16 protein-coding genes are annotated in these 15,582 nt (G+C 64.4%); 13 read left to right on the top strand and 3 right to left on the bottom strand.

From position 1 onward, the window contains the following. Positions 1–32: 32 nt before the first annotated feature. The 6 genes from mobA to IF10I1_RS04660 all read left to right on the top strand — a co-directional run bounded on the left by mobA (position 33) and on the right by IF10I1_RS04660 (position 5,764). Positions 33–659 carry a molybdenum cofactor guanylyltransferase MobA gene (gene mobA / locus IF10I1_RS04685; protein WP_162936328.1) on the top strand — a complete coding sequence of 209 codons (627 nt, stop codon included), beginning with the start codon at positions 33–35 and terminating at the stop codon, positions 657–659. Between the two features lie 101 nt (positions 660–760). Next, complete coding sequence (glp, locus tag IF10I1_RS04680) at positions 761–2,023, top strand: gephyrin-like molybdotransferase Glp (RefSeq protein ID WP_186393950.1); 1,263 nt, start codon at positions 761–763, stop codon at positions 2,021–2,023. Positions 2,024–2,285: 262 nt separating this feature from the next. Further along, positions 2,286–3,062 carry an ABC transporter substrate-binding protein gene (locus IF10I1_RS04675; protein ID WP_050471080.1) on the top strand — a complete coding sequence of 259 codons (777 nt, stop codon included), beginning with the start codon at positions 2,286–2,288 and terminating at the stop codon, positions 3,060–3,062. A 194-nt stretch (positions 3,063–3,256) separates the two neighbouring features. Next, the gene (locus IF10I1_RS04670) at positions 3,257–3,970 is read left to right on the top strand and encodes an ABC transporter permease (RefSeq protein ID WP_050471079.1); all 714 of its coding nucleotides are present in this window, start codon (positions 3,257–3,259) and stop codon (positions 3,968–3,970) included. After that, positions 3,967–4,800: an ABC transporter permease gene (locus IF10I1_RS04665; RefSeq protein ID WP_186393951.1), complete on the top strand. Its 834-nt coding sequence runs from the start codon at positions 3,967–3,969 to the stop codon at positions 4,798–4,800. The genes IF10I1_RS04670 and IF10I1_RS04665 overlap by 4 nt, the downstream gene beginning before the upstream one ends. Positions 4,801–4,882: 82 nt before the next feature. Then, positions 4,883–5,764 (top strand): NAD(P)-dependent oxidoreductase, encoded by an 882-nt coding sequence (locus tag IF10I1_RS04660; RefSeq protein WP_186393952.1) that lies wholly within the window; start codon positions 4,883–4,885, stop codon positions 5,762–5,764. A 46-nt stretch (positions 5,765–5,810) separates the two neighbouring features. Here IF10I1_RS04660 and IF10I1_RS04655 read toward each other — a convergent pair whose 3' ends face one another. Further along, positions 5,811–6,200 (bottom strand): hypothetical protein, encoded by a 390-nt coding sequence (locus tag IF10I1_RS04655; protein WP_050471076.1) that lies wholly within the window; start codon positions 6,198–6,200, stop codon positions 5,811–5,813. A gap of 195 nt (positions 6,201–6,395) precedes the next feature. On the opposite strand from IF10I1_RS04655, the gene IF10I1_RS04650 reads away from it, so the two are divergent. The 7 genes from IF10I1_RS04650 to IF10I1_RS04620 all read left to right on the top strand — a co-directional run bounded on the left by IF10I1_RS04650 (position 6,396) and on the right by IF10I1_RS04620 (position 14,405). Next, complete coding sequence (locus IF10I1_RS04650; protein WP_186393953.1) at positions 6,396–8,477, top strand: S9 family peptidase; 2,082 nt, start codon at positions 6,396–6,398, stop codon at positions 8,475–8,477. Between the two features lie 143 nt (positions 8,478–8,620). Next, the gene (locus IF10I1_RS04645; protein ID WP_186393954.1) at positions 8,621–9,676 is read left to right on the top strand and encodes an AraC family transcriptional regulator; all 1,056 of its coding nucleotides are present in this window, start codon (positions 8,621–8,623) and stop codon (positions 9,674–9,676) included. Positions 9,677–9,767: 91 nt separating this feature from the next. Then, positions 9,768–10,829 carry an efflux RND transporter periplasmic adaptor subunit gene (locus tag IF10I1_RS04640; RefSeq protein ID WP_186393955.1) on the top strand — a complete coding sequence of 354 codons (1,062 nt, stop codon included), beginning with the start codon at positions 9,768–9,770 and terminating at the stop codon, positions 10,827–10,829. Continuing rightward, positions 10,826–11,542, top strand: coding sequence for an ABC transporter ATP-binding protein (locus IF10I1_RS04635; RefSeq protein WP_186393956.1), 717 nt, complete (start codon positions 10,826–10,828; stop codon positions 11,540–11,542). Before IF10I1_RS04640 ends, IF10I1_RS04635 begins: the two co-directional genes overlap by 4 nt. Continuing rightward, positions 11,539–12,681, top strand: coding sequence for an ABC transporter permease (locus tag IF10I1_RS04630; protein ID WP_186415334.1), 1,143 nt, complete (start codon positions 11,539–11,541; stop codon positions 12,679–12,681). The genes IF10I1_RS04635 and IF10I1_RS04630 overlap by 4 nt, the downstream gene beginning before the upstream one ends. 3 nt (positions 12,682–12,684) lie before the next feature. After that, positions 12,685–13,893 (top strand): ABC transporter permease, encoded by a 1,209-nt coding sequence (locus tag IF10I1_RS04625; RefSeq protein WP_186415333.1) that lies wholly within the window; start codon positions 12,685–12,687, stop codon positions 13,891–13,893. Positions 13,894–14,057: 164 nt separating this feature from the next. Continuing rightward, positions 14,058–14,405 (top strand): hypothetical protein, encoded by a 348-nt coding sequence (locus tag IF10I1_RS04620; protein WP_163001226.1) that lies wholly within the window; start codon positions 14,058–14,060, stop codon positions 14,403–14,405. A 75-nt stretch (positions 14,406–14,480) separates the two neighbouring features. On the opposite strand, the gene IF10I1_RS04615 is transcribed toward IF10I1_RS04620, so the two are convergent. Then, positions 14,481–14,681, bottom strand: a complete 201-nt coding sequence (locus tag IF10I1_RS04615; protein WP_050471068.1) for a DUF2892 domain-containing protein — start codon at positions 14,679–14,681, stop codon at positions 14,481–14,483. 135 nt (positions 14,682–14,816) lie between these two features. Beyond that, a complete protein-coding gene (locus IF10I1_RS04610) occupies positions 14,817–15,500 on the bottom strand; it encodes a Crp/Fnr family transcriptional regulator (protein ID WP_186415332.1) in 684 nt (227 codons plus the stop codon). Positions 15,501–15,582: the final 82 nt, after the last annotated feature.

Raw genomic sequence — 15,582 nt, 5'->3', positions numbered from 1 at the left:
CCAGCTCAAACACGGGAAAGTTAGAGGCCACGATGATCATCGGCTTTATTATTGCAGGAGGCGCCGGATCCCGGATGAAAGGTGGTCACAAGCCATCAATTCCACTTACGGAACTTCCACTGATCTCGCATGTGGCGGCAAGGCTTCAGAAACAAGTCGAGACTGTTATAATTATCAATAACGATCCCGGCTATTTGCCTGAAACTCTGAAGCTACCGGTCGCCCGTGATTTTCAGCCGGGGCGCGGCGGGCCATTGGTCGGTATTATTACGGCAATGCTTTACGCAAGGGAAAACTATCCGGAGTGCAATCATCTGGTGAGTGTTCCTTGTGATGGCCCCTTCTTCCCTGAAACACTGGTTGAGCGGCTGACCGCAGCCAGCGGCCCCGGCACCCCGGGCATAGCGGTGTCTGATGGCCGCAGGCATCCGCTGTTCGCCTGCTGGCCCGTTTCGCTGCTGCCGCGCTTGCAGGACTGGGTGGCAGCCGGCAACGCCCGCGTGGGCCAGTTCCTGAGCGAATGCGGTGCTATCGAGGTGGATTTTCCGCTCGATGAGGATGGCACAGACCCCTTCTTCAACATCAACACGCCGGAAGATCTCGCCGAAGCCCAACGGATCCTTGCCGCGCGGGAGGGAGCGGGCCTCAGCTACACCTGACCTCTTGACGCATGATCCTGATGCGGCTTGCACGCAGGCGCAAAGCAGGGAATGTTCGGGACGGCCGCACACGGGCGGCAGAAGGATAGCGGGAAAAGCGGATGCGGGGTGAGGATTGTTTCGGCGCGGATGACACGCGCCTGCTCCATGACGAGGCGCTGGACCTGCTCGCACGCCTGCCTCTACCTGCGCCCGGCCATGAAACCATCAGCCTCGGCGAAGGGCGCGGCCGCATTCTGGCAGCGCCCGTCACGGCGCCGCGCAATGTGCCGCAGCACGACACCTCCGCCGTGGATGGCTACGCCTTCCGCCATCAGGACTTCGACCCCTGCGGTGGCTTCTTCCGGCTGGAAACGCGCATTCCCGCAGGCCACCCGGCCGTGCAGGCGCAGGCCCCATGGGCCGCCGCCCGCATCTTCACCGGCGGCGTGATGCCGGAAGGTGCCGACACGGTGGCCATGCAGGAAGACTGCCGCCTTGAGACCAGCGGCGGCCAGAGTGTTGTTGTCATTCCCGCAGGTCTGCCCAAGGGCGCCAACCGGCGGCTGGCGGGGGAAGACCTCGCGGCAGGCACGCAGATCCTTGTGCAAGGCCACCGGCTGCGGGCCCAGGACCTTGCCGCCATCGCCTCGACAGGCACCGCCCAGGTCCCGGTGTTCAACCGGATCCGTGCCGGTGTGATCTCGACCGGCGATGAACTCGTCCGTCCCGGCACTCCCCTTGGCGCGGGCGGGCTCTATGATGCCAATCATTTCCTGCTGACATCGCTGCTGGAAAGCTGCCCGGCAGACATCACCGATCTCGGCATCTGCCCGGACCGGCGCGATGCCCTGCAGCTTGCCCTGTCTGAGGCATCGGGCCGCTGCGACGTCATTCTTACCAGCGGCGGGGCCAGCCACGGAGAGGAAGATCACCTTCTGGCCGTGCTGGAGCGCATTGGTGAAGCACAGGTCTTCGACCTTGCCATCAAGCCGGGCCGCAGGCTGATCACGGGCCGGGCCGGAGACTGCCTGATCATCGGCCTGCCCGGCAACCCCGTGGCGGCGATGGTCTCCTTCCTGCTCTATGCCCGCCCCCTGCTGCTGCGCCGTGCCGGAATGGCGGCCGCCCCAGTCCAGGGTTTTCAGGTGCAGGCCGCCTTCGACCTGCCCCGGCGCAAGACCGGGCGGCGGGAGTTCAGCCGCGGACGTCTTGTCACACATCCCGATGGCTCCGTGCATGCAGAGCTTTATCCCCGCTCCGGCTCCGGGCTGATTTCAAGCCTCAGAGAGGCGGACGGCCTCATCGAAATTCCGGAAGAAACGGCGGCCATCCACAGGGGCGATGCGGTGTGTTTTCTTCCCTTCAGCAGCTTTCTGGCATGATGTCGCGCCCTGCAGCCTCAGCCGGACGCTGCGTCATGGGGTGAATACCGGCAAAAATGTCAGTGCACATCTTCTGTGCCAGCATGTTTTTTCATCTGGGCGAGCGGTTTCTGCCGGGATATGTTCATACAATGGGCGCCGGGTCTGCCGCTTGCTGAAGTGCTGCGGACCGGTGCCTGGATGAATGAAAGAACAAGCAACCTGAGGCACAGCAGCCGCCAGCGGCCTGCTGCCGCGACAAAAGGCGCGAGGGGTAAGTTACATGGGTATCAAGACGATTGCCGCAGCTGCAATCCTGTCCGTCGCCGCATTCGGTGCAGCCGAGGCGAAGGACTGGAGCAAGATCCGCATGGGCACGGAGGGCGCCTATCCTCCGTTCAACGTGCTGGGCTCCGATGGTCAGCTGACGGGCTTCGACATCGACATTGCCAAGGCGCTTTGCGAGGAAATGAAGGTCGAGTGTGAATTCATCACCTCTGACTGGAACGGCATCATCCCGGCGCTGCAGGCGGGCAAGTTCGACACCATCATTGCCTCCATGTCGATCACCGAAGAGCGCAAGCAGCAGGTCGACTTCACCAACAAGTACTACAACACCCCCCCGGCGATTGCCGTGCCGAAGGACAGCCCGCTGACGGAAGCCACCGATGCGGCCCTCGCTGGCAAGGCCATCGGTGCGCAGAGCTCCACCACCCACTCCAACTATGCGGAAGAGAAGCTTCCTTCGACCGATCTGAAGCTCTATCCGACGTCCGACGAGTACAAGCTCGACCTCGTCAACGGCCGCATCGACGGCGTGATTGACGACGTTGTCGTGCTCTCGGAATGGGTGAAGAGCGAAGACGGCGCCTGCTGCAAGATCCTCGGCACCCTGAAGCCGGACCCGGTGATCAACGGCGAAGGCGCCGGCATTGCCATCCGCAAGGAAGACCAGGAGCTCAAGGAAAAGCTGAACGCTGCCATTGCCGCCATCCGCGCGAACGGCAAGTACAAGGAAATCAACGACAAGTACTTCGAGTTCGACGTTTACGGCGATTGATGAGGCACGGGCGGGCAGGCGATCCCCTGCCCGCACCGCTTCAGACAGGTGGCCGGAACGCCGGATGCAGGTACAGGCTGGAAAGCGCGGGCAGGATTGGCCGGCGCTGCCGGTCCATCCCCTGACAGCATGGCATGTCCGGCAAAGCCAGGATCAGGGGCATGTGCCCCTGAGGCGCAGGGTCCGGGCAGCTGATGGACAAATATCTGGAACTTCTTGCATTCGGCCCCACAGGATGGGGTGATGAACTTCTCGGCGGCCTGTTCATCACGGTCAGCCTTGCATTGTCCACCCTGCCCTTCGGGCTGGTGCTGGGCTTCATCATTGCCCTGGGCAAGAAATCGCCCGAGCCGTCCCTGCAGCTTGCCAGCACGATCTACACCACGATTTTCCGTGGTCTGCCGGAGCTGCTGACGCTGTTCCTCGTCTATTTCGGCTTCCAGATCGCCATCAAAACCCTGTCCGAGCGCATGGGTTATGGCATCTCCATCGAGGTGAACAGCTTCCTCGCCGGCATGATCGCGCTGGCGCTGGTGTTCTCTGCCTATTCCAGCGAAGTGTTCCACTCCGCCTTCCTCGGCATCCCGCAGGGCCAGTATGAGGGCGGCAAGGCGCTTGGCCTCAGCCGTTTCCAGACCTTCCGCCTCGTGGTCATGCCGCAACTGATCCGCCTTGCCCTGCCGGGCCTGACCAATCTCTGGCTGATCCTTCTCAAGGAAACATCGCTCGTGTCTGCCGTGGGTCTTGTCGATGTGATGCGCCAGACCGGCATTGCCGCCCGCAACACCAAGGAAGCCTTCTTCTTCTACAGTCTTGCCTGCCTCATCTATCTGATGCTGGCGATCCTGTCTTCCCTGGTCCTGCGCCGCACCGAAGGCTGGGCCAAGCGCGCGGAGATGGCCCGATGAGCCAGACCGCCGCCCCCGCCATCAGCCGCCCGCCCCTGCCCGCCCGGCGCCCCTGGACGGCCGCACGCATCACCGGCCATGTGCTCATGGCCTTCTGGATCGTCAGCGGCATTGGTCTCGCCCTTTACCTCGGCCAGAACCTCTTCAGCACCTTCGCCAGCCAGTATCTGCCCAAATATGTCACCGGCGCGGTGGTGACGCTGAAGCTGACGATCTACTCCTTCCTCATTGGCGCCGCGCTTTCCGTGCCGCTGGCTCTGGCCTGTTCCGCAAAGAACTCAGCCGTCCGGTCACTCGGCAATGCCTATGTCTATTTCTTCCGCGGCACCCCGCTGCTGGCGCAGGTTTTCCTGATCTATTACGGCCTTGGCTCCTTCCGCAGCGCCCTGGACACGGTCGGCCTGTGGTGGTTCTTCCGTGACGCCTGGAACTGCGTGCTCCTGACCTTCGCGCTCAACACCGCCGCCTATCAGGCCGAGATCCTGCGCGGCGCCGTCCAGTCCATGCCGAAGGGCCAGTGGGAGGGCGCCTTCTCGCTCGGGCTTTCCCGTGGCGTGACCTTCTTCAAGGTCATCCTGCCGCAGGCGCTGATCGTGGCCCTGCGTCCCTATGGCAACGAGATCATCCTGCTGCTCAAGGGTTCCGCAATTTCCTCCATCGTCACCATCTACGACATCATGGGCGAGGCTAACCGGGCGTTTTCCCGCAGTTTCGACTTTCAGGCCTATATCTGGGCGGCGGTTGCCTATCTCATCGCGGTAGAACTCATCCGCCGCGCCTGGGACCTGATGGAGCAGCGCCTGACCCGCCATCTGCGTCACGGCAAGTAGCGTCATTGGGCCGATTAGCCGTTGCACCCGGCGCGCGGCTGTGCGAGCAAAACGCAACAGTCCGCTTCCCGGGAGTTCTGGCATGGCAAAAGTTGCATTCATTGGTCTGGGCGTCATGGGCTATCCCATGGCCGGCTACCTTGCCTCGCGCGGCGGCCACGAGGTCACCGTCTATAACCGCACTGCGGCCAAGGCAGACAAGTGGGTGGCTGAACACGGCGGCAAGTCTGCCGCCACCCCGCGTGAGGCGGCAGAAGGCTGCGACTTCGTTCTCGCCTGCGTCGGCAATGACGACGATCTGCGCGCTGTCACCACCGGCCCGGACGGCGCCTTCCACGGCATGAAGAAGGGCGCCATCTTCATCGACCACACCACCGCCTCTGCAGAAGTTGCACGTGAGCTTCACGCCGCTGCCAGGGCCGCCGGCTGCGGCTTTGTCGATGCCCCCGTTTCCGGCGGACAGGCGGGTGCAGAAAAGGGCATCCTTACCGTCATGTGCGGCGGTGAGGAGGCAGACTTCAACGCGGCCAAGCCCATGATCGAGTGCTTTGCCAAGTTCGTGGGCCTGATGGGCGCGCCGGGTGCCGGCCAGCTCACCAAGATGGTCAACCAGATCTGCATCGCCGGTCTGGTGCAGGGCCTTGCCGAAGCCATCCACTTCGCCAAGAAGGCAGACCTCGACGTTCCGGCCGTCATTGCCGCCATCCGGGGCGGTGCGGCCCAGTCCTGGCAGATGGAGAACCGCTGGGAGACCATGCTGAACGGCAAGTTCGACTTCGGCTTTGCCGTGGACTGGATGCGCAAGGATCTCGGCATAGTGCTCGACACCGCACGTGAGACCGGCGCCCGCCTGCCGGTCACCGCGCTGGTGGATCAGTTCTACGGCGAAGTGCAGGACATGGGTGGCAACCGCTGGGACACCTCCAGCCTCATCGCCCGGCTGGAAAAATCCGGCAAGGCCTGAGACTTCTTTCAAATACCCGCTTCACTCCACTCTGGGGCCGCCGACTTCACCCCGCCGGCCCCAGAACCAGCCGCACGCCTTGAAGCGCTCCGGCCAACACCAGAAACAGCCCGCAGAGCCGCGCCGAGTACCAGGCCTTTTCCAGAAGCTCATCGCGCATGGCCGTCGCAATGAGCGGCAGGGCAACCGCCTTGGCCGGACGGTCTTCGGGGGCAAGAAGCATCCACACTTCCGTATCCTCCACCCGGCGCCGGTGATGATAGGTCAGGCCATACCAAGCCATCACCAGCCCTGTGATGCCGCAGCCCAGCGCTCCGAAGGTGAAGCAGTAGGGTGGATGCGAGGCCGTGCCCATCATCACCATCAGGATGGCGAGACCGCAAAAGCCCCAGGCCCGCGTCACGGAAATACGGGCAAGCTTGGTAATGCGCTCCATCAGCCCCGTCCCCCTTTGAACCAGATCCTGATGCTGCCAGATACGCCGCGCCTTGCAAGCCGGTTCACGCGGCGCGCGTGCTGAAATCACTGTGAACCCGGCAGCGAAGATGCTGCGGCCGGTTCAGCCATGCGGTAAGGTTGGAATTCGGTTCCCGCCCTTGCTTCCTTTCCGGAAAAACCCTACCTCCCCGCCATGACACAGACACTTCCCCCCCGCGCCGAAGCGCGCCCGCTCACCCTCGAAGCTCACGGCATCACCCGCCAGGACGAATACGCCTGGCTGAGGGCCGAAAACTGGCAGGACGTGATGCGTGATCCGTCCGTGCTGGCGCCGGATATCCGCGCCTATCTGGAGGCGGAAAACGCCTATCTGGAAACGGTCATGGCCCCCACGAAAGAGCTTCAGGACAAGCTCTTTGCCGAGATGAAAGGCCGGATCAAGGAAGACGACAGTTCCGTGCCGATGCCGGACGGCCCGTTCGAATATGGCGTCAGCTACGTCACCGGCGGCCAGCATCCGCGCCTTGTCCGCTCGCCTCTTGGTGGCGGCGCGCAGGAGATCCTCGTCGATGGCGACAAGGAAGCCGAAGGCAAGGCCTATTTCCGCATGGCCGGTGCCATGCATTCCCCCGCCCATGACCGGCTGGCCTGGGCCTTTGACGACAAGGGCTCGGAGTTCTTCACCCTGCTCATCCGCGACCTCACCACCGGCAAGGACCTGCCCACCCGGATCGAGGACACCGCTGGCGGCGGCGTCTTCTCCGCCTGCGGACGCTATCTCTTCTACGTGCGCCTTGATGCCAACCACCGCCCGTCCAAGCTCTTCCGCCACGAGATCGGCACTGATCCATCCGCTGATGTGCTGGTTTTCGAGGAAGAGGATGCCGGTTTCTTCATGGGCGTCGGCAAGACCCAATCCGACAGCCATATCCTGATCGACATCCACGACCATGAAACCTCGGAAGTCCACGTCATCCCGGCAGATCAGCCTCTTGCCGCCCCGCGTCTCATCGCGGCGCGCGACACGGGCATCGAATACTCGCTCGAGGAAAACGGCGGCACCTTCTACATCCTCACCAATGCGGATGACGCCGAGGACTTCAAGATCGTCACCGCTCCGGTGGAGACGCCTGGCCGGGAAAACTGGCGCGACTTCATCCCGCATGAAGCTGGCCGTCTGATCCTGTCCCACACGCTCTACAAGGACTTCATGGTGCGGCTGGAACGGGCCGAGGGTCTGCCGCGCATCATCATCCACCGGCTGGCGGACCACCTCGAACACCCGATTGCCTTTGCCGAGGAAGCCTATTCGCTGGGTCTTGCCGATGGCTACGAGTTCGACACGAACATCATCCGCTTCACCTACTCGTCCATGACCACGCCCGCTCGGGTCTATGACTATGACGTGGAAACGCGCCAGCGCACCCTGCGCAAGGAGCAGGAAGTGCCCTCCGGCCACAATCCGGATGACTACATCACCCGCCGCCTGATGGCCCCGGCCCCGGATGGGGAGTTGGTCCCGGTGTCGATCCTCTACCGCAAGGACACGCCGCTGGATGGCTCCGCGCCCTGCCTGCTCTATGGCTATGGCTCCTACGGCATCTCCATCCCGGCCAGCTTCAGCACCACCAGCCTGTCGCTGGTGGACCGGGGCTTCGTCTATGCCATCGCCCACATCCGCGGCGGCAAGGACAAGGGCTACGCCTGGTACAAGAAGGGCCGCCGCGAGTTCAAGACCAGCACCTTCACCGATTTCATCGCCGCAGCGGTGCATCTGGTGAAGGAGGGCTTCACCGCCCATGACCGCATCGTCGCGCAGGGTGGCTCTGCCGGCGGCATGCTGATGGGCGCGGTCGCCAACATGGCACCGGAGAAGTTCGGCGGCATCATCGCCGAGGTGCCCTTCGTCGATGTGCTGAACACCATGCTCGACGACACCCTGCCCCTCACCCCGCCGGAGTGGCCGGAATGGGGCAACCCCATTGCCTCGCGCGAGGCCTATGACCTGATCGCCTCCTACTCGCCCTATGACAACGTGGCGGCGAAGGACTATCCGGCCATCCTCGCCGTCGGCGGCCTGACGGACCCGCGCGTCACCTATTGGGAACCGGCCAAGTGGGTTGCGCGCCTGCGCGAGCGCAAGACCGGTGACAGCCTGCTGATGCTGAAGACCAACATGGACGCCGGCCACGGCGGCGCCTCCGGCCGCTTCGACCGCCTCAAGGAAGTTGCCCTCGTCCAGGCCTTCGCCCTCATGCTGACCGGCAAGGCCTGAGGAAACATCCGCACCGCCCCGATCAATCGCCGGGGCGGTGCCGATTGCCCCTGAAACCTTTCGTCCTCAAACGTGTTTCAGGTCGAATTTACCGGCCGGGGCGGGCATAGTGCGGGTTCTGCTGGCCCCGCGTGATCCCCTCCATGCTCTTCATTCCCTTCCCCTTTGCTGCAGCCATGATGCTGCTGATGCTCTTCGCCGGATCGCTGCGCCAGTCCGGAGGGGAAGGCCGCAACATTCCGTTCCTCGCCCTGATCCTTCTAGCGGCCGTGCAATCGGTGCTGATTGGCCTGCGCTGGGGCTATGGCATCACTGCCATCATGCATGTCCTGCCAGTTACGGCCGCGCTGGTGCCGCCGCTGGCTTATTGCGGCGTCGCCCGGCTGGTGCGCCGGAGCACGCTGTCCCTCTTCCAGCGCCTTGCCCTGCACAGCGCCCCGGCGGTGCTTGTGGCACTGATGCTCGCCGTCCTGCCCGAGGCCATCGATGTTACGCTGGTGACCATCTTTCTCGGCTATGCGGCCGCGATCCTGCGGCTCATGCGCCAGGGCACGGATGCCCTGCGGCTTGCCGCCTTCGAGGATGCGTCCCGCGCCCACAAGGCCATTCTCTTTGCCGCCGCCGGACTGATCCTGTCCGCACTGGTGGATATCTACCTTGCCCTGGATTTCGTCTGGCTTGATGGCCGTCATGCGCTTGGCGTCATCACCGGCGGCAACGTCGGCGTGCTCATCGTTCTCGCCATCGCAGCTTCTGCGGCCAGCAGCACGCCGGTTGAATCCTCCACAGCAGACAGGGGTCTTCCGGATGAAGCCCAGGTTCCAGAAGCGGCAGAACCCGCCGCAGACAGCGCCGCTGCCGACCGTGACGTGATGGCAAGCATCGAAGCCCTGATGCAGGCCCGCATGCTTTACCGGGACGCCAATCTCACTCTGGACCGGCTCGCCCGGCGCGCCGGCATTCCCGCCCGGCAGATCTCCGGCGCGATCAACCGCACCACCGGCAAGAACGTCTCGCAATATGTCAACGAGTTCCGCATCACAGAGGCCTGCCAGCTTCTCCAAAGCACGGACAAGCCTGTGACCGCCATCATGTTCGAGGCCGGATTCCAGACCAAATCCAACTTCAACCGTGAATTCCGCCGCGTGACCGGCCTGAGCCCGGTGGAGTGGCGCCAGCAGAAGTCCGGCGCAGCCTGAAACTCTCCTATCAGGTCCTCGATCACGATCTGCGCCCTCCCGGATCATGATCAAGGTCGAGCCGATGGCCTGACGGCGCCAGTCTGGCTGCATGACCAGCCTGACAGACCAGAACCGCCAGCTCGCCGGGACGCTGCGGTCTCTCTCCCTCCCCGATCCCGCGCCCGGCACGGAACAGCCGCAGCACAAGCCACGTCTTTCCCCCACATGGCTTCTGCTGACCGGCCTTAGCGCCGCCCTTGCCATCGGAGCGGCCGCCCTCACCGGCACGGCCTCAATCCCTGCCGCAACCGCGGTTGCGCAGCAGCAGGCGGCCATACCGCCACCTCTCCCACCGGCTCCCCTGTCGCGGGAGATCACCGGCTCGGGCCATGTCATTGCCCTGCAATCCGTCCCGGTCTTTGCCCGCTACGAGGGGCGGATCGAAAGCGTCAACGTCACGCTCGGGTCCGAAGTCCGGGCCGGGGATGTCCTGGCCGTGCTCGCCGACCCCGCCGCCCGTCTTGCCCTGGATCAGGCACACGCACGGCTGCGAACGGCGGAGCTGACGCTGACAGCACGCCAGATTACCCTCTCCCAGGCGAATGCAGATCTTCGCCGCGCCGAAGCACTTGCGGCCCGTGGCAGCCTGTCCCAAAGCGCACTGGAAAACGCCGCCACCACCGCCCGGACAGCCGCCAGCAGCGTTGATCTGGCCAGTGCGGCCATTGAGGAAGCCCGGATATCTGCCGCCATCGCTGCCGAAAGGGTGGAAGCCCTCACCATCCGCGCGCCTTTTGCCGGAACGGTCACGCAGCTGAATGCCCGCCCCGGCGCCATGGTCCTCGACCGCTCTGACAGCATCCGTGAGGCGGAGAGCCTGCTCACCCTCACCCGCATGGACAGCCTTGTCATCGAGGCGGATGTGGCCGAGCGCAGCATCGCCCGTCTCACGTCCGGCCTTGAGGCTGAGGCAGAGCTGGATGCCGCCCCCGGCGCGCCCTTCCCCGTGCGCCTGACGCTGGCCGCGCCCGAGGCGAACCCGGCCAAGGGCACCTTCAGCCTGCGTTTCACCCCGCTCGATCCACCGGTGCCCCTGCGCCCCGGCATGGCCGCGCGCATCCGCATCAGCCTTCCCTCCACCACACAGACAGCCGGAGCAACGCCCCGATGACCCAGCCCGCACCACAGGAAGACGCCGCTTTCATAAGCCTTCAGGGCCTTGAAAAATCCTACCCCGCAGGCGGCAGCACATTGCCGGTTTTCTCCGGCCTGAACCTTACCTTTCCGAGAGGGGATTTTGCCGCGATCATGGGCCCCTCCGGCTCCGGCAAGTCCACCTTGCTCAACCTTCTGGCGGGAATAGACCATCCGGACCGGGGAGAAATCCGCATTGGCCGGGCCCGGCTGGACCAGATGGGCGAAGCCGCCCGCACCAGCTGGCGGGCGCATCACCTCGGCATCGTCTTCCAGTTCTACAATCTGCTGCCCATGCTGACGGTGGCGGAGAATGTGGAGCTGCCCTTGCTGCTGAAACCGCTCTCTGCCCGCATGCGGCGCGAGCGGGTGATGACGGTGCTGGAGCTCGTGGGCCTGTCCGGCCACGCCCGCCACCGGCCCTCCCAGCTTTCCGGCGGCCAGCAGCAGCGTACCGGCATTGCCCGTGCCATCGTCTCCGATCCGGAGCTGATCCTCTGCGACGAGCCCACCGGCGACCTCGACCGCAAGTCCGCAGATGACATTCTGGCCATGCTGCGCGTCCTGAATGCGGAACTGGGCAAGACCATCCTCATGGTCACCCATGATCCTCTTGCCGCCGCCAGCGCAAGGCGAACCCTGCATCTCGACAAGGGCAGCTTCCTTGAAGAGCGGAGGGCCGCGTCATGACCTGGCTCCGCCTTGCCCGCAAGAACGCCGCCCGCAAGCCGCTGCGGCTTGCCCTGCTCGTCTTCAGTGTAGCCATCGCCTTCCTCATCCATGGTCTCACTGCCAGCTTTCTGGCGGGCTCTCAAGGCAGCTCGGCCTCGAGTGACGATCTCCTCGGCGTCATGTCCGCCGCCGGTCCCGCCCAGCCGCTGCCGCTCTCATATCTGCCCCGTCTGGAGGCCGAGCCAGGCGTTGCCGCCGTTTCCCATGTGGCGCGTCTGCGCGGCTTTCTGGACCGGGAAACCAATGTCATCGCGGTCGCGGCAGTGGATCCTGCCCGCGCTGCCGCCGTCAATGGGCCGGAGCTGGAGCTGACGCCTGCCCTCATCGCCAGCCTGACCGGAAGCCGCGACACACTTCTGGCAGGCCGCGCTCTGGCGCAGGCGCAGGGCTGGACGGTGGGAGACAGTGTTACCGTCACCGCCTTCACCATGGCGCAGAAGGACGGCAGCCGGGTCTGGCGCTTCCGCATTGCAGGCATCTTCGACGGCGCGTCGGCCAGCACCGACACCTATTTTGCGATTGCCCGGTACGATTACATCAACGCCCTGCGTGCCAGCGGCACCGATACCGCCGATGTCTTCGCCATCCGCCCCAAACCGGGCACCAGCGCCAGCGCGCTGGCCGCCGCGATGGACGCGCAATTCGCCAACTCGCCTGCGCCAACCCGAACCCAATCGGAAAAGCAGTTTCTCGAAGCCTTCCTGCGCCAGTTTGCTGATGTGAAGCTGATCACCAGCCTCGTCACTTCGGCGGCCTTCATCACCCTGTTGATGATCATCACTAACACCATGGTCTTTGCCGTGCGGGAAAGGCGCTTTGAGACCGGGGTGCTGAAGGCCCTTGGAGTTCCGCCTTCGCGCATCGCCCTGCTGATCCTTGGCGAGACAGGCTTCATCTTTGCCCTTGGCGGCGCCATTGGCCTCGGCCTCACCGGCCTTGCCGCCATGTTCGGCCCGCCCGTTCTGGGGCTGGCGCTCACCGGTCCGGTCATCGGCGAAGCCTTGCTGCTCATGGCAGGTCTTGCCCTGCTCACCGGCCTTCTTCCCGCCTGGAGCGCCATGCGCATTCCCGTCATTGCTGCCTTCCGCACGAGGTAACCCATGTCCGCCGCAGCTTCCCTCTTCCGTCAGACACATGCCCTCTTGCGCAGCAGCCTTCTCAGCCTGCCGCGCCGGGCAGCGCTCGCCCTCTCCATGGTGCTCTCCGCTGCGCTTGCTGTCAGTGTCCTGGCAGGCTTTCTCGCCATGGCAGCCGGTTTCAAGAAAACGCTCCAGGGCACCGGCTCCCCCCTCACCGCCGTGGTTCTCGGCGGCACGCAGGTGCAGGAGACCGGCTCCAGCATCTCCGCCGGTGCCATCCGTACGCTGCTCGCGTCGCGGGATGATTTCGGCATCCGCAAGACACCATCCAGTGTCCCGCTTGTCTCCCGCGAACTGGTCATGCCCGCCAGCCTGACGCGGCCGGACGGCCAGGAAGCCACCCTTGCCCTGCGCGGTATGGATGTTGAAGGCCTTCCAGTCCGGCCGGATGTGAGGCTGACCGCAGGGCGGATGTTCTCGCCCAGCGCGCGGGAACTGGTGGCGGGCGAAAGTCTCGCCCGCAGCATGTCCGGTCTTGCACCGGGCAGCAAGATCAGGCTGTCCGGCATGGAATGGACCGTCACCGGACTGTTCAGCGCAGGCGGCAGTGCCTTTGAATCGGAACTCTGGACCAGCCTTGAAGCCGTGCAGGCCGCCTTCAACCGCCCGGGAGAGGTCCAGAGCCTGCGGCTTCGGCTGACTGAGCCGGGCGATCTCGCACCTTTGCAGGAGAAACTCTCTTCCCTGCCCGGACCAGCCCTCACAGCCATCTCCGAAGCACAGCTCTATTCCGGCCAGTCGGCCCGCACGGCAGATCTCATCCGCCTGTTTGGCTGGCCAGTTGCCGGGCTGATGGCGCTAGGGGCGGCGGCAGGCGTCCTCAACACCATGTTCAGCGCCGTCTCCAGCCGCTCCGGCGAAATCGCCACGCTGCGGGCCCTCGGTTTTGCCCGTCTGCCCGCCTTTCTTGCGGTCTGGATCGAGGCCATCTGTCTTGCGGGGCTCGGCACCGCCATCGGCGTCTTCGGCTCATGGCTTGCCTTCAACGGCTGGCAGGCCAGCACGTCCGCTGGCAGCAACACCCGCCTTGCCTTTGAACTTTCCGTCGATAGCCACGTGATGCTCACCTGCAGCCTGCTCGGCCTCGCCCTCGGTCTTGCAGGCGGCGCCCTCCCCGCGCTGGCCGCAGCCCGCCTCCCCCTGCACGAGGCGCTGCGGCAGAGCAATTGAACAGGACCGTCAGAAACAGCACAAATGTCGCAGAAGCTTCTTCCCATTTGCGTTTACGCTTCCCATAACCTTCCATAAGGCTGAGCTGGGCCCGGCAGGTGCCCGCCCTGGCTGCATCACCGCAGCGGCCGGCAGATTGCCTCATGTTTGGAGAAGTCATGAAAATGTTGAAGAGATCCACGCTCGCCGCACTGGTCCTCGTGATCGGGCAATCGGCTGCCATGGCGCAGGGCAGTTTTCTGGAGCATCTTCTGCTGTCCCCGACCCGCACCCCCGGAGACGTCCCGGAGACCTATGGCACGGCTTATGACTGCCGTCCGCTGAAAGCCGCCAATCAGACGGCAGGCGTCTGGCGCGGCCTGATCGGTGGTCAGGTCTGGCCGGATACAGGCCAGACGCGCCCTGTCAGCCGCGAAGGCTGTTTCAGAACCGAACAGGAATGCCTAGCCTTCCTCAACGTGATGAGCGGCTATATCGACTTCGTCTATTCGCGGGAATGCAAGCGGCTGTAAAGACATCCTCTAGACGCAAGAAAGCCGGAGCATGGGGCTGCTCCGGCTTCCGGTCTGCGGGATCAATGCAGGGGGTCAGTTTGCCCTGCAGGTCTTGATCCCGAACAGCGTATAGGCAGGGCACCAGCCAACCAGCGCGACAACGACCGGAATGACGCCGAACCAGCCAATCCACTTCCAGCTGATGTCAGCCGGGCCGAAAAGCGCGAAACCAATCAGTGCAATCCCTACCAGGAAGCGGATGGCCCGGTCGAGGGTTCCCATGTTCACAGTCATATCCCGTCCCCTTGGCTCAAGGCTTGTCCGGACTGTCCGGACGGTGAGACGACCCTAGCGCCAGTGGAACACCCCGTCTGTGACATGGTCACAAACAAAGCCCGGCAGCGTAGTTGCACGTAGCCCCGCAACTGGTCAGCCGGTATCCGCGATCCGGCGCAGCGCTGCGGGGTTGAGCAACTGCACTTCACCACGCCCCTGCGCAATATGACCGGCCTCGGCCCAGCGCCCCAGCAGCCGGGCGATTACCTCGCGGGCACTGCCGGTTTCTGCCGCAAGGGCAGCCTGTGTCAGGTGAATGGCTGACCCGTCTCCGGCCAGTTCCAGCAGCAGCCGCGCCAGCCGCGCGTCCAGCCGGTGAAACATGGTGTCTTCCATCTTCCGCAGAATGCTGGCAAGGCGGAGGCTGAAGCCCTGAAAGATGCGCCTGCGGAAAACCGGCTCGCTGTCGAGCAGCCGCGCCACCACCCCGGCCGGTATCATGAAGGCCTGGCATGCCGTTTCGGTGATGCCCGACGCGGCATAAGGCTCCTCTCCCAGCAGGCAGGATGTGGTCAGCACACAGCTCTCCCCGGGCGCAACGCGGTACAGGAGGATTTCCCGGCCTGTATCGGATGTCATCAGCACGCGGACGCTGCCGGAGGTGAGCACCAGCCAGCCGGGACAGGCCTGCCCGGGCGCGAAGACTTCGGTTCCAGCCGGAATGGCCATCTGCCGCAGGGCCTGTTCAACGGCGCGGCGTCCGGCTTCGGAGAGATCCGAAAGCCCCATCAGGCGCAGCGCCTCCTCAAAATTGCTGCCCGCAATCTGTCCGCTCATGCCCCTGCTCCGCCTCCCTGTAATCGCTGCCAGTCTAGCGGCAGCGGATGGGGACAGGCCAGTGAGGAAGACTGCGGCCTTT

The sequence above is a fragment of the Pannonibacter sp. I15F10I1 genome, assembly GCF_900185665.1.
GTDB classification, from domain to species: Bacteria; Pseudomonadota; Alphaproteobacteria; order Rhizobiales; family Stappiaceae; genus Pannonibacter; species Pannonibacter indicus.
This window is presented reverse-complemented; position numbering and strand designations above follow the sequence as displayed.